Source organism: Nostoc sp. ChiQUE01b, assembly GCF_034531255.1.
Taxonomy (GTDB): domain Bacteria; phylum Cyanobacteriota; class Cyanobacteriia; order Cyanobacteriales; family Nostocaceae; genus Nostoc.
Genome location: NZ_JAVRBM010000015.1, coordinates 61,333 through 79,534 on the forward strand (window position 1 = coordinate 61,333; position 18,202 = coordinate 79,534).

Here is an 18,202-nt window from a genome sequence, read left to right on the forward strand (position 1 = left end):
CACTTTAGCCTCTGAGAGTGAAAGTTAGGCTTCTGAACCTAGCTGTTTCGAGTTTGGAACTCAAAACGGCTAGATGATATCTACAACCGGCTACGCCTATGCTCTATTTTTCACCGTACTTTAGATATGAGGGCGCGATCGCACTTTCTCACTTAGCATGAGAATTGAACTGCGAAAGACGCAAAGGGCGGCAAAGAAGAAATAACAGAAAGTGTAGACGCGCAGCGGCTTGTCGTCAGACATCGCCATTTAAAGTTAGAATTGATAGCGATCGCTGCAAATATTCTTAACCGAACCGTATACAAGTCAAAGGATAATTGATAATTTGTTTTCCAAAAGAATTAATTTGAGAAATTAGACCCTATCTAGCGGTATCTCGCGGTTCCGGTGAGTACTATAGTTTGATATGACTGTAATTGTCCAAACAGGGGAGTACGAATAATTCCTGATGTTCTTTCAGTAGTTATAATGGCTTCGGTTTGAACAGGAGTTTCTCTAGTCCCGATCAGTAGGTTGATAATTGGTAAGAGTAAGCTTAGTTTAACTATATTTCCTCCCAAATCAGGGTTTGGTGGTCTGCGAATAATTATCGTTAGTAGTGTACCGATATCAGTAGCTAATGTCTGAATTTGATCGCCACTGAAATGTTCAGAAATATTTTTAGTTTTGTAATCAAGTTGTGGCACTCCATTGAGAATTGAATATTTGATGTAAGTACCTTTACCCTCAAGTTCAAATTCATTTGGTCGTTGCACAACAATTGCTTGTGCTGGCTTTGTGGATTTAGTCATCAAAAAAGATAACAGTGATGTCGTGGTTAAGCCCGTCACAAAAGTGAGAGCAGTTTTGAGAACTTGACGACGAGGGAAATTTGGGGATATATCTTTAAGGTTCATAATCGCTAATCTAAACCATTTATAAAGATATATTTCTCTTTCTAGAAAGAGATTAGGATTGCGCTGTCCGATAACAAAGCGCGACAATTAGAAATACTGCTGGTCTGCTTATTTACGCCGTACTGTACTAGGATGAGAACTTCCCATGAAAAATCAGGTTAATTCTCACAACTTAGACCGATGATTAAGCAATTGTCTGAAAAATCTTGCCAGTAATCTTCTGTGTACTGTTCTATTGCTTGCTTTGGAATTTCTATAGGATGCCATGAAAACTTCTTAAACCCGGCTTGTGTTACAGCCCATTCATAAGTAGATTGACTCCAACCAAAGTATTTAATAATAAATGGTGGATTTGTGTGAAGCTCAGTTTCAGAATAAAAGCCTTCTGACAAAGGTTCTTGTTTGAGTACGGTAAGTCCATACTTTGTCGAACTTGATTTCTTCCAAGAGAAATTTGGATTAACCGTCATGGCAACAAGACGCGCGTTTGACGCTAGATTCCTGCGGATATTACAAAGCATCTGTAGTAGATGCTCTTTGTTTTCTGCATAATTAAGAAGATAAATGGCAGTAACTAAATCAAAACTGCCAAGCTTGTGAAGTTTGGCAATGTCTAATACTTGATATTCATTTCCAAGTGGATTTTTTATCTCTTGCTGGCGTGCAACGTTGACCATTTCTTCTGAGATGTCTACACCAACAACTTTTGCAGCTCCTTGTTCTTTCAACAATCTGCTATAAAAGCCAGTACCGCAGGCTAAGTCTAGAATGGTTTTCCCTTGAACATTACCAAGAATCTTAAATAGTGTAAATTTTTCGGCGATCGGCAATGTGGCTACAGTTTTAAACTGCTCGTAAACACCGCCAATAGTATCATATAGCTCAGTCGTCAGATCCTCAACCAATAGTAAATTAGAGTAATTATCCCATTCTTCCTATTCGATGCTGGGGTGCTATGCATTAGTCACATCTTTCTTAACAAAAAAGTGAAATGCTAGAAATTAAAATACCAGTTGTTCATTTTTAACTCTTTAGCTAAATAAAAATAAATTTGTGATGACAACATTAAGTAGTGTTGCAGTTTATAAGCGATCGCACTTGAGCCTCTGAACCTCAAAGTTGAGCTTCTGAACCTCGACGTTGAACCTTTGAACCTCAATGTTGAGCCTCTGAACCTCGACGTTGCACCTTTTAGCCTCAATGTTGAGCCTTTGAACCTCGACATTGCACCTTTGAACCTCAATGTTGAGCCTCTGAACCTCGAAGTTGCGCCTTTTATCCTCGAAGTTGCGCCTTTTATCCTCAACGCTGCGCCTTTTATCCTCGAAGTTGCACCTTTTAGCCTCGAAGTTGGGATTTGCTACTCAAAACAGCCAAATAAATACTCTATCCCTCCTGCCCCCTGTCTCCTAATACTAAGGTGACTGATTTAACACCCACTTCAACCACTGCCCAAAGGAACTTACAACATTCAACCTTTGAACTCCAGGCGCACGCGCGGCGGCGAGTCCATCAACGGCGACTAATGCAGCGTATTGCAAGCCCAAAAAACTATCAACTGCTGCATAAGGGCCACCTAAAGTAATAGCCCCAGCCGCATACATTTGACCTCTATCACTACGCATTTCTACCAATTCAAAATTGTTCGCTACAGTCAATCGCCCCAGGTGGTTCACTGGCAGGTTGTAATGTTTCACCAAATCTGCTAGCAGGGGATTGGCATCTACCTTGGCATCCAATCCGGTAGCATCAACAATAAAATCAGCTAGTAATTTCATTTCCCCAAAGCTTTGCTCTCGGATACGGGTAATAGTCCGGTTTTGGGCATCTCGTTCCACATCCAGCACTTCACCGAAGGTAATTTGATACCAGCCTTCGCTTAACCCTTGGGCAGTAATTTGCTGCCAGTCGTGGCGGTCGGCGGTGGTAGTTCCACCCCAGTCTGCTAGTAAACGCTTACGTTCATCGGGGGTGGCTTTTTCTAACATTGCCCGGAGTTCGCCGCCCCAACAAGCTTTTGGCCAGTTAAAGGGTTGAAATTCGTAATGATTTTTGACTAGGCGCGTGGCTCTTTGAAATTTGTTGCCTTGGGGTTTAGGCGATCGCATTAAATGCAAAACTGCAATATTCCGATTTCGCTTTCTAGCTTCATAAATCCGCTGCACAATCCGCGAAGCCACAATTCCCCGCCCCCGAATCAATACTGTACCACCATGTTGCTCTAGTTGCTCATAAACATGATCGTGGGCTTCATAAGCATTGACAACAGATTTAAAATCTTGATATTTTTCTCTATAAGCTTGCAAATCTGGAAGAAACTGAATTGCTGGATACCCAGTAGCTAAATGTAAATAACGACTAACTAAAAAAGCATAATTTCCTGGGCCGCGAGAATAGGCTACACAATACCTGCCATCATCAGTTTTGCGAATTACCCTAACTCGCCCATAGCGATAAATTTGATTCCAGCCTATGCGCTTCGTCTCCCTATCTATGGAATCAAAGACATTACCTGCACGGGGAGTATAAGTTTCTGCAAATGTTGGTTCAGCAAACACTTGCCACAAATACTTGAATGCTGACTTTATCTCTCCCTTAGCTAAGTCACCCCAAGCTTCACGCAAGGCATAACTAGGCCAACCCCAAATATTATCAGGACAAGAGTCAGAATTAGAACGCAATCTTTCATATAAGGGAATTTGCGAATTCAGACAAAGGCGTTTGTAACGAGCATAAGGTTCCGCCTCTAATCCCAAAGCCACAATTTTGGCAGCACGCACACCACTAATTCGCAGCAAATCAGCCCATAAAAAGCTACCCAATCCCGCCCCGATCGCTAGATAATCAGATTCATCTACTGCTAATCCTGTAGCATGAAGTGCTTGCACAGAGACCTTTTGTGCCTGAAACGCCAATGGCGGGAAATTACTTACCACAGGCGTTAGCGGCTGAACTACAGCCAAGCTGGGGTCTGGACGATTGGTATTTGCATTGAAGTGAATCGTTGAAGGGGGGCTGGTATCTGGTGCAGAGGCGCTAGCGCCAAATGTCACCGCGATCAAATATGGGCCAATTTGTAACGTATCACCATTAACCAGAACACTGCGCGTTTGTGCTTGACCATTGACATAGACACCGTTAACACTGCCTTGGTCAATCACTACTAAATGGTCTTGTTCCCAGTCAATTAGGGCATGGTAGCGAGAAACTTCATTACTATTAAGCAGCATCCGAGAAACGCGTACTCCCCTGAGTTCAGCAGGTAAGCGAGCAAATTCTCGACCAAAAGCGATCGGCATATTTAACAGTGGTTCTCGCCGTTCACCCGTCGCTGGTTCTTCCCAACTCAATTGGATTTGTAAGTCATTTGTCATTTGTCATTTGTCATTTGTCATTTGTCATTTGGCATTTGTCATTTGTCATTTGTCATTTGTCATTGGGCATGAAAAAAACTCTTCTCCAGTCTCTACTTGTCACTCTTGTACAGACGCGATTAATCGCGTCTCTACTCCTAACTCCTAACTACCAACACACTTACAGCCGCAGCTAAAGATGTCCCACACCAATGACAGCCAATTTGTAGATTCTCTGCTGGGGAAACTTTATGACATTTGGGGCATTCTAAGCCATAAACTCCTGGCGGTGGTGCGGGGGGTGTTGGTGGGTGATGGTGATGTTCGAGATTTATTGCTGGATTGGGTGGTAGCAAAATTGTTACTGGAATGCTACCTGTAGAAACGCTTGTAACATTGAGTTTTATTTGTCCCAAAGAAATATTAGTACCCTCAGTTAAAGGCATTTCACCTTGGACTAATTGCCGTCCATCGACAACGGGGGGATTTTGCGATCGCAAATTCCTAATGTAAAAGCGTTGTTGCTGGTGATGAAAAAATATTTCAATGTGCAGTCCAGAGACAGTAGGATGACTCAGAACAATATCACACCGCAGGGGGTCGCGACCGATGCGGACAGTGCCAGGATTTTGACTTGGCTGTTGTTCGTAAATGTTCTGAGTTTTATCTTGACCTGCATCGTACCACTGTAAAGTTAGTGCGTTCATTGTTCTAACTTCGGAACTCGTATTTGGTTAGCTATTTCAACTTCTTTCTGTGCGATTCCTAACACGATTGAGTCAATGCAAGCAAGTATTTAGAAAAAACTTCAACAAGCTTTATTTTGCCGACGCTAATTTATCTGCGATGCGTGTAGTTTCTGGTAGCCGATATTTGGGCGTGCAACGTAATACATAGTCAATCGCTGTCGGTAAACTAATTCGATGACCACTGGAGATGTACAGAGGTTTTACTCCTGTGCGCGATCGCAAAACTGCCCCAATGGTATCACCGTTATATATCAGTGGTTGTCTGCTACCTTTAGTTTCTGCTAATTCTTCATGCTTACCTATCAACCTGGACTTAGCTACACCAATTGTCGGCATATCTATAAGTAACCCTAAATGGCTAGCTATGCCTAATCTGCGGGGATGAGCAATTCCCTGACCATCACACAAGATAATATTTGGTGTTGTTTTAATCTTTTCCAGGGCATCAAGAACAGCTGGAATTTCCCGAAATGAAAGGAACCCAGGAACATAAGGAAAGGTTGTCGGACGATGTGCTAGGCTTGTCTCGATTACTTGCAAATCAGGAAAACTCAGCACGGCGACAGCTGCACGGCTAATTGTGCCATCAGCTTCAAAACCCATATCTACTCCAGCAACGTACTGGATAGGTTCTTGCAGTTGATCTTCAGTAATTACTTGATTTTGCAGCGTTTCTTGGATAACTATGGCTTCTTCTAGCGTCGAAGGCCAAGCATGATCTCGATAAAACTTCATATTGAAAATTGCAATTAACTGATTAATTTTAATCTTGTTAATTTGGTAAGCACAAAAACAAGATTTTTTGATGTTGATGCCGGGAAAATATATTTTTGCAAAAGTCTGTGAATGACTATCTTTATACTAAATATTTTAGCCCAAGTTAGCTGATATCTTTCATCATCATGTTACTTCAGGCTGTCAAGAGGGAATCCTGAGAATATAAGTTTATTTTTCTAGATTTTCTCTTTTACTGGTTATGACACAGCCAAATATTCTAGAACTTGCAAAACAGGGGGATGTAGAGGCGATCGCATTTCTGATGAACCGCCACCTACACCCCAAAGGAATTGTTGCAAAAGTTGTCTTTAAAGATGCTTGCTTGGAGGTAATGCTAGAATCTGCCGAAGTACCAAATCAGCAAATTTTAGTTGCATTTATCCGCAAAGGGTTAACGGCTTTAGGGGCTGCATCTGTTGAAATAGTGAGAGTTTATGGACAACAAACAGATAAGGAGTTTCCAGCTTGGAGTCAAGAGTTTGATTTGAGCATAGCAGAAGCTGAAGTAGAAGCAGTAGATAATGAAGAGTCTTGTAGTGAATCTCAACTTTTAACTATTTTTATTAATTTAAGTGGCGATACTGCACGAGGATTAACAAATCAAGATTTTGAGTTTATTGCTAATCAAATCAGCACTGATATTTTATCATCTTGTAGTGACGTATTTATTCAAAAAGTAAGCATTACTAATGGTAGTTCTGTGATTACCAAGGAACGTTAGTATTTCATTTACCTTATGTAATCATCTAGAAAAAAGTCTCATGCCTGGATTTTTATATAGAAATATAACAAATCTAACTAAAATTTAAATATAGAAATATAAAATTTCTGACAATGTTGCTTATAGGTGTAGATGCTCAACCATAAGATAGACAATAATTTATCAATTTTTTGCATTTATTGGTTATGAAACAGCCGAACAATCAGGACGTTACTAAGCAAGAACTACAAAAGTTTTACTGGCCATTATGGTTTCCTTATCCTAGTTCTTGGTTAAAAGCATTGATTTTGACTCTATTTTTGAGACTTATTATATTTGTAGTCAAAAATACTGGAAAGGTAGGCTATAACATCGTATATTTTGTACACAGCCCGCAATTATTTATTATATTTACAATATTATTAATCTTATCTCCAATTCCGATAATTTCTTTGACTCATCACTGCTTACACTTACTTATTAGTCGGTTTGGATCAGAAATTCAAGCACCCGAAATAGGTAGAACACAAGGATTATTACCAGGAATAATGAGTTGGTGGGAAGGATTGTACGCTTGGCTTGTAATTGCAATTTCTACATTGATAGCAGCTTTCTTTTCTACAATACTTCTACCATTATTTTATCCTAGTTACGACAGACAAATTGAATACTATACACAAATAGAAAATATCAATAATATCATATTAATATTTGGATTATTATATATTTCTACTGGCGCATTTATTTATCAAATTGAATATTTGGTAAGACACCGAATAATATCTGCTTATTCTGGCAATAAAGAAAAGTATACAACTGAATCAACCATTAATTTAAATACAGAGAAAGAACTTAATAGATTGCGTGGAGAAATTGGTTTTCACACAATAAAATCCAATACTTTATCGAATAATGAAAAAAGTACAATTATCGAGACCTATCGATGGAAGGATCGTAATTTAAATAAAAAGTTGTTGTTCGTTTTTATAATATTTTCAATTTCTCTAGGAATATACTTTTCTTCAAGATTTGTAGAAATATTCCCGCTAACTTCTAAAAGTTCAACACAAATACCATCAAAGCCTGTATTAGTTACACCCTCACCAGTGACTTCAGAATTGCCGACTGTGTTACTTAAAGCTGATACATTTCGAGAGGCAGTAAGTAAAGCAATTAATGCAGCTAATCTGACTCAATCAGCGAAATCTCCAGATGAGTGGAAAACAGTTGTGAGTCAGTGGCAAGCTGCGATCGCACTTATGAAAACTGTGCCATCTTCTAGCCCAAATTATGTAGTAGCTCAACAAAAAATCATAGAATATCAGAAAAATCTTAACTACGCTGAGAAAAATTCCTTTGGTAATAAGTAATGCGATCGCACCTCAGCACTAAACTAGAAAAAGTAGTGCGTAGCTTGCCGCCATAGGCATCACTCAACTATCCCTATCAAAATAAAACCCTATGAAAACCAAAACATTAACTGCTATTCTTCACAAAGAAGAAGATATGTATGTTGCTGAATGTCCTGAAATCGGCACAATTGACCAAGGTAAAACAATTGAAGAAGCTCTTGCTAATCTTAAAGAAGCTACAAGGCTATATCTAGAAGAATGTCCTTTCCTAGACACTGATACTAGTCCGAGATTTGTAACAAGTATAGAGGTCAGCTATGCCTAGATTGCCAAGAATATTAGGCAATGAGGCAATTCGTGTATTAGAGCGTTTATGATTTATTCAAACTAGATAAACTGGTAGTCATGTTGTACTTAAAAAACCAACTCTCGAAGGAGAAATTGTTTGTGTTGTACCACTCCACCGCGAGTTAAAAGTTGGCACACTCAGTGGTGTTCTTAAGCAAGCAAAAGTTACACCTGAAGAGTTTATAGAAAACTTGTGAGCGCATAGGCGTAACCCGCCGTACCCTTCGGGATCTTGCTACGCGTAGCGTGTCGTAGAGAAGGCATCGCACCCAAAGCTAAACTAGAAAAAGCAGTGCGTAGCTTGCCGTCGTAGGCATCGCTCTTATTCTTACCTATCCCGATCAAATGCGATATTTTGACACTAATTAATTGAAGCTGCTCAACTGCGTGCCAGTATTAACATTAAATTACCAGATGCTATCCATGCAGCAACAGCACTTTTGGCTCAATGCTCTACTTTTTTAACTAAACGATCAGCGCTTTCGGAGTGTCCCTAATCTATCAGTAATTTTGCTTTCTGAGATTAATTATCCCTAGCTAGAATTTATAATAAAAATAATTTCGCCCTTGAAGCCAATCATGACAGAAGGAAAAACGCGGCGTAATTTCCTAATTACCAGCATTGCTGTAACTGGAGGTATTGTGGCAACTAATGCTTTACAGCAAAATACTACCAACACCGCAACACCGCCAGCAACTATGCCACAAAGAGGGCTGGGACGCACGGAAGTAAAACTCCCGATCTTCGGGTTAGGAGGAGCAGGACAAACGCCGCTATCCTGGGAAGGAAAAGAGGGTGATGCTACAGCAATTATTCAAAGAGCGTTGGAACTTGGCATTCGCTATTTTGATACAGCACCTAGTTATGGGCCGAGTGAAGATTATTTAGGAAAAGTGCTACCACCTCATCGCTCAAATGTATTTATAGCAAGCAAGACTGATAAAAGAGATCGCGATGGTGCATGGCGAGAATTGGAGCGATCGCTTAAACGTCTCAATACAGATTATCTCGATTTGTGGCAGTTGCATCACGTTTCTTTTTCCGAAGAACTCGATACCATCTTTAGTCCATCAGGCGCAATTAAAGCTTTAGAAGAAGCCATACAACAAAAACTGGTGCGTTTTGCTGGTATTACCGGACATCACGACCCTCAAGTAATTGCCGAAGGGTTACGTCGCTATCCTTTCCACACTACACTGATTCCTGTGAATGCCGCCGATAAACACCACCCACGTCCATTTATCCCGGTAGTTTTACCAGTTGCTCAAGAAAAAAATGTCGGCGTGATTGCGATGAAAGTCCCGGCTTATGGTCGGCTGTTTAAATCAGGTGGGTTGACAGGTATGGAGGAAGCTTTAGGTTACACACTGTCTCAGCCTGGAGTTCATTGTTGTGTAATTGCAGCAGAGACAGTTGCACAATTAGAGAATAATGTCAAGATAGCGCGGGCTTTTGTGCCTCTTAAAAAGGAAGAATTGACAGCGATCGCACAACGAACCGCTAATATCTGGGAAGATAGTACATTCTTCCGTGCTTGGACTTAGTACAGATCGCCATAAAAATGGGGGTTTAACGATGACGAAGCCCGACTTTAGTAAAATATCCCGTCAAGAACTTAGAGAATATATTTTAGCTCATCGTGAAGATGATGAAGCGATCAAGGCATTAATCAAACGGGGAAATCCTAATAGTCCGACATATCCATTCCCTGAAACTAACGAGGATTTGAGGGCAATGGAAGAAATACTCAAGAAAAAACTGGGTAGTAGTGGAGAGGCTGTCTAATTAGTTGAAAGGTTTGACGATGGGTTTAGATAGTGAAATCTTGCAGATATTAAAACTTACTAATCACACTGATAATATTGTGCCGCTTGCGACATATTAAACTGTAATAGCTTCTCCTCTGGCAACTTGTATCCCAAACTCGGCTTAAAAGGTGAAATATTCAAATTGCGAATAATTTCTGTCGCTACAGCCTTTGCTAGTAACGGTGGTACAGAGTTACCAACTTGTCGAAATCCGTGCCATTTGGTTACATGAAATCTAAACCAATCGGGGTAAGAATGCAATCTCGCCGCTTCCCTGACCGTGATACAGCGCGGCGTAGATGGATGAATCGGTCTCGGAGATGTGAAAGAACCCCTATACTTATCTGTTCCGGCTCTTAAAGTATTACAGACACCACCAGGATGTAGCTTATAAAAACGACTAATTTTTTCTCTCTCGCCTTGTTGAGTCTCCTGAAAACGTTGAATCGTTTCCGCAGAATGTTTTGTTCTTAAACTTGAATAAAGTATTCGCAAATCATATTCTCGTTTGTAAGAATAATCATCGTCTAAGCATTTGAGACCGCGAAGTACAAGAGCATAGTTACTAGGCTTTTCGTAGTCTGCAACAACCCAATCTCTTGTTAGTAACTCAGAATACTTTTCTATTTTAGGTAAATCTCCAATTGCATCCCATACTGTAGGACTCAATGGAATATCAGATATTTTTTTAGAATTTAAATTATTTAGCAAAGCTTGTTTAGTAATCGGCTGAGGATATTTTGGTAACTCTACATCCTCTCTTGCGCCTATAAGAAATAATCTCTCGCGGGACTGTGGTACTCCGTAATTTGCAGCGTTGAGAATTTGGTAATTTTCTTCTACTTTATAGCCAGATATTTTAAATTCACTAATTAAGATTTGGAGGATTTGTTTATGTTCGCCAACCGTGATTCCCCGAACATTTTCCATCACAAAGAATTTTGGTTTTAGCTCAAAAACCAGCCGATGAAAGTGAAACACCAAAGAATTTCGGGGATCATCAACAGCCCGTTTCCCAATTAGAGAAAATCCTTGACATGGTGAGCCACAAATTACCACATCAATTTCGCGATCGCCAATCTCAGACCGATTCCTAATTTCTTCTCCGGTTGTATCCACAACACTTTTACATAACACTGAGCAATAAGGGAAGTTAAACTCATGTGTTGCACAGTGAATCGGGTCGATTTCCACAGACGCCAGCACATCAAAACCAGCTTGCTCAAAGCCAAGAGTCATACCGCCCGCGCCAGCGAATAAGTCAACTGCGATCGCTCTTTGTTTTCTCATCTCATAAGCCATGACACCTCTAAAGGGATTAGGGACTGGGGATTGGGTATTGGGTATTGGGGATTAGAGATTGGGAATTGGGTATTAAGTATAGAGTATTAAATATACAAAATTTTCCCAGTTCCTAGTCCCCAGTCCCCAGTCCCCAATCCCCAGTCCCTCATAGCATTTGCAAAATTTCTTGAGCAACACGATCGCAAACCCCAACTTCTCCTAAACTTTGCCGCATTTCTTCATAATCTAGCAAAGTTTGCTCTCTGCGACTGGGATTGAGTAGCAGTTCCATCGCTGCTTGGATAATATTCTCTGCTGTGGCTTGCTCTTGTAAAAATTCTGGCACAATCGGCTTCATCACGACTAAATTAGGTGGTGATGCGAAGGTTATTGAACCTTTGAGGATTTTCCGAGCTATCCAAGCAGTCAGAGCACTAAGGCGATAAATTACAACTTGCGGCACATTTAACAGAGCAAGTTCTAGGTTGACAGTACCAGATTTGCTAATGGCTAAATCAGCTGCGGCAAAAACTTCCATTTGTTGACCTGATATAACTGTCGCCCGCAAACCGTAACGCTCAATAGCCTTTTCAATTGGCTGTCTATAGACTTCCAGCGACAGGGGAATCCAGAAACGAACTTCAGGTAATTTAGCTTGAATAGTTTGGGCAGCTTGAAAAATTACTGGTAAAAGATATTTTAATTCTTGGCGGCGAGAGGCGGGGAGGAGGGCGATCGCAATTTCTTCTGGTGCAATCCCCAGTGTTGCACGAGCTGCTTCCCTACTAGGAGCATCTTGCATTCGGTCAACCAAAGGATGTCCCACCCAACTAACTTTTGCACCTTTTTCGCGAAAGTAACGGGCTTCTTGTGGAAAGATTGCCAACAGCTTATCTGTAAAACCAACAATCCGGTTAGTTCTACGCAAACTTATTGACCAAGCCCACTCTTGGGGAGCAATATAATACACCACAGGCACATCTGGTAGATGCTGTTTCATATAAGTCCCAATTTCCAGATTGGGAGTCATATAATCGATCAGCACTACTAAATCAGGTGGATTTTGCTTTAAGGAAGCGATCGCCTGACGTTGCACCTGAAGAGTCGGTAAAACATAAGGCAGCCCTTCTAGAATACCCATTGAGCCAATACTACTGGTATTTCCCAGCAGAGTTGCCCCAGCCTCTACCATTTTTTCGCCACCCAGCGCTACAATCTCTAATTTCAACCCAATCGCCACAGCTTGACGCTTCAGCGCTGAAATTAGCAGTGACCCTTGTAAATCGCCAGATACTTCACCAGTGCTGATAAATATCCGCATTTGATAATTAAAGTTAGGAGTTAGCAGTGAATAGTTAGGAGTTAGCAGTGAATAGTTAGGAGTTAAAAATTTAACTCCTCACTCCTAACTCATAACTCATAACTCATAATTTACGATTCATCACTTGCGCCTTTTTTCCCTTTACTCGGAATCAAGCCACGTCTTCCAGGCATTTGAGAAAGTAGAAGGAAGCGTCGCAAATGCTGCAATTCTTCGCTATCCCCTAACAATTCCAACTGTTCCAAAGCATCCTTAAAAGACAAATCAGAACGGTAGAGAATGCGGAAGGCTTTTTTTAGCATTTGTAAATCTGCTGAGTCCATACCAGACCGTTTGAGTCCGACAAGATTGAGGGTTCGCACCCGCGCTGGATTTCCCTCCACCAGCATATATGGGGCCACATCCCGGTCAATACGTGCCATACCCCCCACCATTGCTTGTCTACCAATATGTACAAATTGATGGACACCTAAAACTCCACTGAGCCTAGCACGTGACTCTATATGGACATGACCAGCCAGCGCCACAGAGTTAGCAATCACTACTTGGTCTTCAATGACGCAGTTATGAGCCACATGGACATAAGCCATCAAAAGATTACCGTCACCAATTACCGTCGCTTCACCAGCACCGGTAGCACGGTTAATGGTAACGTACTCACGAATCAAGTTGTTATCACCAATTTTGACCCAGGTTGGTTCTCCTACAAACTTCAGATCCTGGGGTTCCATACCGATGGCTGCACCTGTAAAAATCTGATTTTGCGCCCCAATTTCACAAGGCCCCTCTAGCACTGCATGAGCGCCGATTATTGTTTCAGGGCCCACTTTGACATGCGCTCCAATCACAGCATAGGCACCGACTTGCACTGTATGGTGGAGTTCCGATTTCGGATGAATTACAGCAGTTGGATGAATTAGCGTTTTCAAGGGTGAATCTCCAGAACTGTCTTAATAATCAAGCGCCAAGCGGGGTTTTTGAGGCAGCGCGTTACTCTGCTTTATGAGAGTTGTACCGACTACCGCCCCATTAAGGCGACTGGCGTTGTTGAGCGTGAAGTATTTCAGTGAACGAAAGTGTCGGGCAAAGCAAGTTAAGTGTGTTTGTGAGTGCGTCTCGTAGAGAGGGCGGCGAAAATCAAGAAATTATCAGATGCTATTGTGGATTTCTTTTAACTGTTATCCTGTTCAGGATTCAGTAGGGGCATTTCACGGCTATACCCATACCACGAAAGCAAACTTTTAGCTAACTAAAGAAAACATTAATTCCCCTTCACAAGCAAGTTGACCATCAACTTCGGCACGACCTTGCATCTTACCGAAACGACGTTGTTTTACCCATAACAGTTCCACCGTCATGACTAGTTGATCCCCCGGCACGACCTGGCGACGAAAGCGAACTTTATCGATACCAGCAAAGACGAAGAGTCCGCCTTCTACCGAAGACATTTGAGTTAGGACAATCCCTCCAACTTGTGCCATTGCTTCAACAATTAGCACCCCTGGCATCAGTGGACGTTCAGGGAAATGTCCTTGAAAATGGGGTTCGTTGATAGTGACATTTTTAACCCCAACAGCTTTTTTACCTGGAACGTAGTCAATTATTTTGTCTACAAGTAAAAATGGGTAACGGTGGGGTAGCAATTTCTGAATTTGTTCAGATGTAAAAGTTGTTTGAATTTCAGAACTGATTGTAGTCTCATTTATAGCCTGTGGTTCGGTAGATGTAGGTGTAGTTGTATCGATGGTATTCACTTCAGTGAGGATTGACATTGGCCGTGTAGTTGATTTTTTATCTAAAAGTTGGTAGGCAGGCGTATATCCAAAGCCTTAATAATCCTAGATGTAAACTTTAGATCAAATCTAAAATCTAAAATCCAAAATCCAAAATTCTTTGAGCCAGTTGAATGTGTAAATTATGACTGGCTTTATACGCCAAAAAATGAGCACGAGGAAAAGTCCCTAGTAAACTCAAATCTCCTACTAAATCCAAGATTTTATGACGGACTGGCTCATTTGCAAATCTCAATGGTGGATTTAGCCAGCCTTCTGGCCCACAAACGAGTGCATTATCCAAACTACCACCTTTAATTAACCCTGTTTTTTGTAAGTGTTCAATTTGATGCAGTAACCCAAAAGTACGAGCAGGAGCAATTTCCGTAGCAAAGCTAGCAGAAGCTTTTCCTAGCTGATCATTTAGTGACCAACTATACCATTGATTACCAATGGCAGGCAGGTCAAAATCAATACCATAACTAAAGCGGGTTTCTGGTGCTGGGAGGGCACATACAAAGGCATCCCCTTGATAGACCCATATTGGTTCTGTAATAGCCAAGGAAACTTGGTTGTTAACGAGTTGTGAGACTAAGCCAACTTGGGCAATATTGGCTGTCCACACACTTGCTGAACCATCCAAAAGTGGGACTTCTGGCCCATCAATTTCAATCCGGGCATTATCCACACCCATACTCGAAAGTGCTGCCAACAAATGCTCTACCGTGCGAACATATACCTCACCCTTACCCAACTGAGTTGAGAGAACAGTGTGACTAACTGCTGCAACTTGGGCTGGAATTATCGGCAAATCCGGTAAATCCACCCGCACAAAGTAGCGTCCACTTCCCGCCTCAGCTGGTAGTATCCGCACTTGGGTATTCACACCGCTATGCAATCCCACCCCTATTTGGGTGATTTGGGCTGCTAGAGTGTGCTGTTGCATAGCCGAAAAGTCAATATATTTCCTTTAATATTGTTCATCGTCTGTTTTGGTAAAATCCCTGATATTCCCTGAAAAATCTCATTAATCCCTTTATTGGAACAGTATTGAGGTAAATGTAAAAATTAGCAAGCTGATTAAGAAAGAGAATTGTCATTAGTCCTTTGTTATTCACTAATGACCCTCCGGGTGACGCTCCTGCGTCGCTAACGCTGCGCTAACGCCAGTTACTCATGGGGGAAACCCCCAAGACCGCACTGGCTCACCAATGACTAATGACTAATGACAAATTAAAATCTTTCGCCAATACCGAAATTAATCCGGCTATCACCATCATCGTTGATACCGTAGTCAATCCGAATTGGCCCCAGTGGAGACTGGACGCGAACGCCAAGACCATAACCATAGCCACTGCCATTTTTGTTCAACACTTCAGCAGCCCTAGTACTAGTTCCCAGGTCACTGCCGAGATCAAAAAATAGTGCGCCACTAACTACTGAAAAAACTGGAAACCGATACTCAACTGATGCTTGCACATAAGAGCGTCCACTACCTAATGCTCCTTCTTCATAACCCCGGACGGAGTTGCTACCTCCAAGGGTAAAAGCTTCGTAGGGAGGCAAGTCACCGAGGATGGTTCCTGCTTGCAGGTTAAATGCTAAGGTTTGTGCCCCTTTGCTGAGGCTAATCAGCTTAATGGGTAAATATTGGCTGTAGCTACCCCGGAATCTGGTAAGGAAGATGTTGCCTAGTCCCACTGGGACTGACTGATCGATTCCAAAGCGGAGATAAGAACCGCTAGTGGGTTGCAGGGGGTTATTACGGAGATCGCGCTGTGCCCCTACTTGAAACAATAGTAAATCGTCTTGACCGCCGCTAGAGAGAGTCAGTGGAATTTCATCACTGATGCGGTTTCCAGTATCATCATCAAATACCGCTCCTGTTTTTCTAAGATTGCCATCAGCATCACGGGCAGAAACTCGTTGATACTGTAAACCCGCTGAGGCAGTCCAGACGGAAGTTTTATAAGGATTGGCAGAGAGAGGACGGGTAAAGGTGACACCACCACCTAGACGGAGAATGCGGGGGCGATCCTGAGAATCTACATCGGTGGGATTACCTGGATTAAACGTCCTAATGTCTTCATCTTGACCATCAAAAATCAACGAAATAGAACTGCGGCGGAAAATATTGGTTGTGTAGGAAGTCCGGTAAGGATCTCCTGCAATCCAGGGGTCGGTAAACCGCACGTCAAACAGCAGTTCTCGTTCTCCCACCTGTATTTCTGTCCCCAGTTTTTGGTTCCTACCGTTCAGGTTTTGCTGTTGATAGCTAACTGTTCCAAAAAGTCCGCTAGCAGAACTAATCCCTGCCCCAGCCGCAATAGAACCACTGCTGCGTTCAGCTACATTCACGACTACATCCACCTTGCTAGGGTCAGTACCAGGGTCAAGGGACACATTCACATCTTCAAACAGTCCCAGTCCATACACGCGCTGTAGGTCTTTTTGCACTGTGTTGCGATTGAATACTTGTCCTGGCTTCAACTCCACTTCTCGGGTAATGATGTAATCCTGTGTCCGTCCCCGAATTGGTTGTCCCTTTTCGTCTGTCTCCTGACCATCTTTATTGCGGAACCGGACTCTAATATTCTCTACTACCCCTTCTGCGACTTGTAAGGTAACAACTCCACTTTCAGAGACTTGTGGCGCTCCAATCACGTTGGCTAGGACGTAACCTTGGTCTTGATACCGTTTGTTTAACTGCTTGATGCCTTCTTGCAAGTCACGCAAGTTGAGGATTTTGCCATACTGCTCCCGAAAGACTTCATCTACAGTATTAGCTGGTAGTACAGAAGCGACACCAGTACCAGGATTGGCTTGCACTTCTACTTTATTGAGGATGGGGTTAGGTTGCACAACAAAGCTCACCCGCACTCCCAAGGGGGTATCTTCTGGCGCAGCTTGGACGTTGGAGAAGAAGCCAGTACCAAAGATGGCGTTAATATCTTCTTGCAGTTGGCTGCGGGTGGTTGTTTGTCCTGGTTGGGTACGAATTACTCTGTAAACTTGGCTTTCCAGTTCTGGTGATAGTTGACCAGCCTGGGATCTAATTACTACTTCCGATACCAGTACGCGGGGATCGTTGGCTTCTGGGGCTGTGTTGGGTTGAGTATTACCTGGAGTTGTCGGTGGATTAACATTCTGCGGACTGGGAGTAGTGCCTGGGAATGGAGTATTGCCCGGAGTTGTTGGTGGATTAACATTCTGCGGACTGGGAGTAGTGCCTGGGAATGGAGTATTGCCCGGAGTTGTTGGTGGATTAACATTCTGCGGACTGGGAGTAGCGCCTGGGAATGGCGCAGGTGTTCTTTGTTGACTAGCTGGGGGGGAAATGTCTGGAGCGGTTGATGGTTCTGGAGTTGTGGGTAATAAAGGTTCCGTTGTCGGTGGATTGAGATTTTCTGGAACTGGAGTGGTCTCAGGAGTTGGAGAAAGCGTTGGTTGTTGAATTTCTGGCGGTGGAATGTCTGGAGCCGGAGACGGCTGTTGAGTAGGACTAGGATTAATTTCAGGGGTTTGTGCAGTTGTTGATGTTGTGGAGGTTGGCACAATTCCCTTTGGGGTCGCGCTTGCTGCTGGGTTGACAGGGTAAATTGCGACGACGCGGGATTCTAGACGCTGTGCCTCTAAAGTTGCTATAGATTTAGGTTGAGATTCTAGACTTTTACTGGAGTTAACCTGACCAGTGTCCTTTTCTGAGTGCTGATTTTTTTCTAGTGTCAAAACTTCTGTTGACTGTTTGGAATTGTTGGCGGTTTCTGCATTCGCACTCAATGAGCCACCTAATGGGGCTGCAATTGCTACTGCTGCCAGCAATACGGGAGATAAACGCATT

General features: G+C 42.4%; 18 protein-coding genes and 1 pseudogene. 7 read left to right on the plus strand and 12 right to left on the minus strand.

The window, feature by feature from the left end:
• Positions 1-120: 120 nt before the first annotated feature.
• The 3 genes from RMY63_RS12605 to RMY63_RS12615 all read right to left on the minus strand — a co-directional run bounded on the left by RMY63_RS12605 (position 121) and on the right by RMY63_RS12615 (position 1,801).
• Positions 121-243 (minus strand): hypothetical protein, encoded by a 123-nt coding sequence (locus tag RMY63_RS12605; protein ID WP_322729022.1) that lies wholly within the window; start codon positions 241-243, stop codon positions 121-123.
• Between the two features lie 122 nt (positions 244-365).
• Positions 366-896: a hypothetical protein gene (locus RMY63_RS12610; RefSeq protein ID WP_322729023.1), complete on the minus strand. Its 531-nt coding sequence runs from the start codon at positions 894-896 to the stop codon at positions 366-368.
• A gap of 158 nt (positions 897-1,054) precedes the next feature.
• Positions 1,055-1,801, minus strand: coding sequence for a class I SAM-dependent methyltransferase (locus RMY63_RS12615; RefSeq protein ID WP_322729024.1), 747 nt, complete (start codon positions 1,799-1,801; stop codon positions 1,055-1,057).
• A gap of 243 nt (positions 1,802-2,044) precedes the next feature.
• Here RMY63_RS12615 and RMY63_RS12620 point away from each other — a divergent pair, with 243 nt between their 5' ends.
• Positions 2,045-2,320 (plus strand): hypothetical protein, encoded by a 276-nt coding sequence (locus RMY63_RS12620; protein WP_322729025.1) that lies wholly within the window; start codon positions 2,045-2,047, stop codon positions 2,318-2,320.
• Here the strand turns inward: RMY63_RS12620 and RMY63_RS12625 are convergent.
• The 3 genes from RMY63_RS12625 to nfi form a co-directional block, all read right to left on the minus strand.
• Positions 2,312-4,270 carry an FHA domain-containing protein gene (locus tag RMY63_RS12625; protein WP_322729026.1) on the minus strand — a complete coding sequence of 653 codons (1,959 nt, stop codon included), beginning with the start codon at positions 4,268-4,270 and terminating at the stop codon, positions 2,312-2,314. The genes RMY63_RS12620 and RMY63_RS12625 overlap by 9 nt on opposite strands.
• Before the next feature lie 137 nt (positions 4,271-4,407).
• Positions 4,408-4,956, minus strand: coding sequence for an FHA domain-containing protein (locus RMY63_RS12630; RefSeq protein WP_322729027.1), 549 nt, complete (start codon positions 4,954-4,956; stop codon positions 4,408-4,410).
• A 111-nt stretch (positions 4,957-5,067) separates the two neighbouring features.
• Positions 5,068-5,733, minus strand: a complete 666-nt coding sequence (nfi, locus tag RMY63_RS12635) for a deoxyribonuclease V (protein WP_322729028.1) — start codon at positions 5,731-5,733, stop codon at positions 5,068-5,070.
• Positions 5,734-5,974: 241 nt separating this feature from the next.
• Here nfi and RMY63_RS12640 point away from each other — a divergent pair, with 241 nt between their 5' ends.
• From RMY63_RS12640 to RMY63_RS12665, 6 genes and pseudogenes are all read left to right on the plus strand, one after another.
• Entirely contained in the window at positions 5,975-6,496 is a 522-nt protein-coding gene (locus RMY63_RS12640; protein ID WP_322729029.1) for a hypothetical protein, read from the plus strand.
• Between the two features lie 185 nt (positions 6,497-6,681).
• Positions 6,682-7,845, plus strand: coding sequence for a hypothetical protein (locus tag RMY63_RS12645; RefSeq protein WP_322729030.1), 1,164 nt, complete (start codon positions 6,682-6,684; stop codon positions 7,843-7,845).
• A gap of 91 nt (positions 7,846-7,936) precedes the next feature.
• Complete coding sequence (locus RMY63_RS12650; protein ID WP_322729031.1) at positions 7,937-8,152, plus strand: type II toxin-antitoxin system HicB family antitoxin; 216 nt, start codon at positions 7,937-7,939, stop codon at positions 8,150-8,152.
• Between the two features lie 82 nt (positions 8,153-8,234).
• A pseudogene (locus RMY63_RS12655) lies at positions 8,235-8,372 on the plus strand (type II toxin-antitoxin system HicA family toxin); the annotation flags it as partial.
• Between the two features lie 382 nt (positions 8,373-8,754).
• Positions 8,755-9,720, plus strand: a complete 966-nt coding sequence (locus RMY63_RS12660; protein WP_322729032.1) for an aldo/keto reductase — start codon at positions 8,755-8,757, stop codon at positions 9,718-9,720.
• Positions 9,721-9,751: 31 nt separating this feature from the next.
• Positions 9,752-9,961, plus strand: coding sequence for a DUF6887 family protein (locus RMY63_RS12665; RefSeq protein ID WP_322729033.1), 210 nt, complete (start codon positions 9,752-9,754; stop codon positions 9,959-9,961).
• Positions 9,962-10,020: 59 nt separating this feature from the next.
• On the opposite strand, the gene RMY63_RS12670 is transcribed toward RMY63_RS12665, so the two are convergent.
• From RMY63_RS12670 to RMY63_RS12695, 6 genes are all read right to left on the minus strand, one after another.
• The gene (locus RMY63_RS12670) at positions 10,021-11,286 is read right to left on the minus strand and encodes a DNA cytosine methyltransferase (protein WP_322729034.1); all 1,266 of its coding nucleotides are present in this window, start codon (positions 11,284-11,286) and stop codon (positions 10,021-10,023) included.
• Positions 11,287-11,434: 148 nt separating this feature from the next.
• The gene (gene lpxB, locus RMY63_RS12675; protein ID WP_322729035.1) at positions 11,435-12,589 is read right to left on the minus strand and encodes a lipid-A-disaccharide synthase; all 1,155 of its coding nucleotides are present in this window, start codon (positions 12,587-12,589) and stop codon (positions 11,435-11,437) included.
• 110 nt (positions 12,590-12,699) lie between these two features.
• Positions 12,700-13,518, minus strand: coding sequence for an acyl-ACP--UDP-N-acetylglucosamine O-acyltransferase (gene lpxA, locus RMY63_RS12680; protein ID WP_194046773.1), 819 nt, complete (start codon positions 13,516-13,518; stop codon positions 12,700-12,702).
• Positions 13,519-13,830: 312 nt separating this feature from the next.
• Positions 13,831-14,361 carry a 3-hydroxyacyl-ACP dehydratase FabZ gene (gene fabZ / locus RMY63_RS12685; protein WP_322729036.1) on the minus strand — a complete coding sequence of 177 codons (531 nt, stop codon included), beginning with the start codon at positions 14,359-14,361 and terminating at the stop codon, positions 13,831-13,833.
• A gap of 97 nt (positions 14,362-14,458) precedes the next feature.
• On the minus strand, positions 14,459-15,307 hold the full coding sequence (lpxC, locus tag RMY63_RS12690; RefSeq protein ID WP_322729037.1) for a UDP-3-O-acyl-N-acetylglucosamine deacetylase: 849 nt from the start codon (positions 15,305-15,307) through the stop codon (positions 14,459-14,461).
• A gap of 287 nt (positions 15,308-15,594) precedes the next feature.
• Positions 15,595-18,201, minus strand: a complete 2,607-nt coding sequence (locus RMY63_RS12695; RefSeq protein ID WP_322729038.1) for a BamA/TamA family outer membrane protein — start codon at positions 18,199-18,201, stop codon at positions 15,595-15,597.
• Position 18,202: the final 1 nt, after the last annotated feature.

Bases quoted from the DNA above. Each gene is read 5' to 3' on its own strand.
- RMY63_RS12665 (WP_322729033.1), top strand. From the start codon at position 9,752: ATGACGAAGCCCGACTTTAGTAAAATATCCCGTCAAGAACTTAGAGAA.
- fabZ (WP_322729036.1), bottom strand. From the start codon at position 14,361: ATGTCAATCCTCACTGAAGTGAATACCATCGATACAACTACACCTACA.
- nfi (WP_322729028.1), bottom strand. From the start codon at position 5,733: ATGAAGTTTTATCGAGATCATGCTTGGCCTTCGACGCTAGAAGAAGCC.
- RMY63_RS12630 (WP_322729027.1), bottom strand. From the start codon at position 4,956: ATGAACGCACTAACTTTACAGTGGTACGATGCAGGTCAAGATAAAACT.
- RMY63_RS12605 (WP_322729022.1), bottom strand. From the start codon at position 243: ATGTCTGACGACAAGCCGCTGCGCGTCTACACTTTCTGTTATTTCTTC.
- RMY63_RS12640 (WP_322729029.1), top strand. From the start codon at position 5,975: ATGACACAGCCAAATATTCTAGAACTTGCAAAACAGGGGGATGTAGAG.
- RMY63_RS12660 (WP_322729032.1), top strand. From the start codon at position 8,755: ATGACAGAAGGAAAAACGCGGCGTAATTTCCTAATTACCAGCATTGCT.
- RMY63_RS12670 (WP_322729034.1), bottom strand. From the start codon at position 11,286: ATGGCTTATGAGATGAGAAAACAAAGAGCGATCGCAGTTGACTTATTC.
- lpxB (WP_322729035.1), bottom strand. From the start codon at position 12,589: ATGCGGATATTTATCAGCACTGGTGAAGTATCTGGCGATTTACAAGGG.
- RMY63_RS12610 (WP_322729023.1), bottom strand. From the start codon at position 896: ATGAACCTTAAAGATATATCCCCAAATTTCCCTCGTCGTCAAGTTCTC.
- RMY63_RS12645 (WP_322729030.1), top strand. From the start codon at position 6,682: ATGAAACAGCCGAACAATCAGGACGTTACTAAGCAAGAACTACAAAAG.
- RMY63_RS12695 (WP_322729038.1), bottom strand. From the start codon at position 18,201: ATGCGTTTATCTCCCGTATTGCTGGCAGCAGTAGCAATTGCAGCCCCA.
- RMY63_RS12625 (WP_322729026.1), bottom strand. From the start codon at position 4,270: ATGACAAATGACTTACAAATCCAATTGAGTTGGGAAGAACCAGCGACG.
- RMY63_RS12650 (WP_322729031.1), top strand. From the start codon at position 7,937: ATGAAAACCAAAACATTAACTGCTATTCTTCACAAAGAAGAAGATATG.
- lpxC (WP_322729037.1), bottom strand. From the start codon at position 15,307: ATGCAACAGCACACTCTAGCAGCCCAAATCACCCAAATAGGGGTGGGA.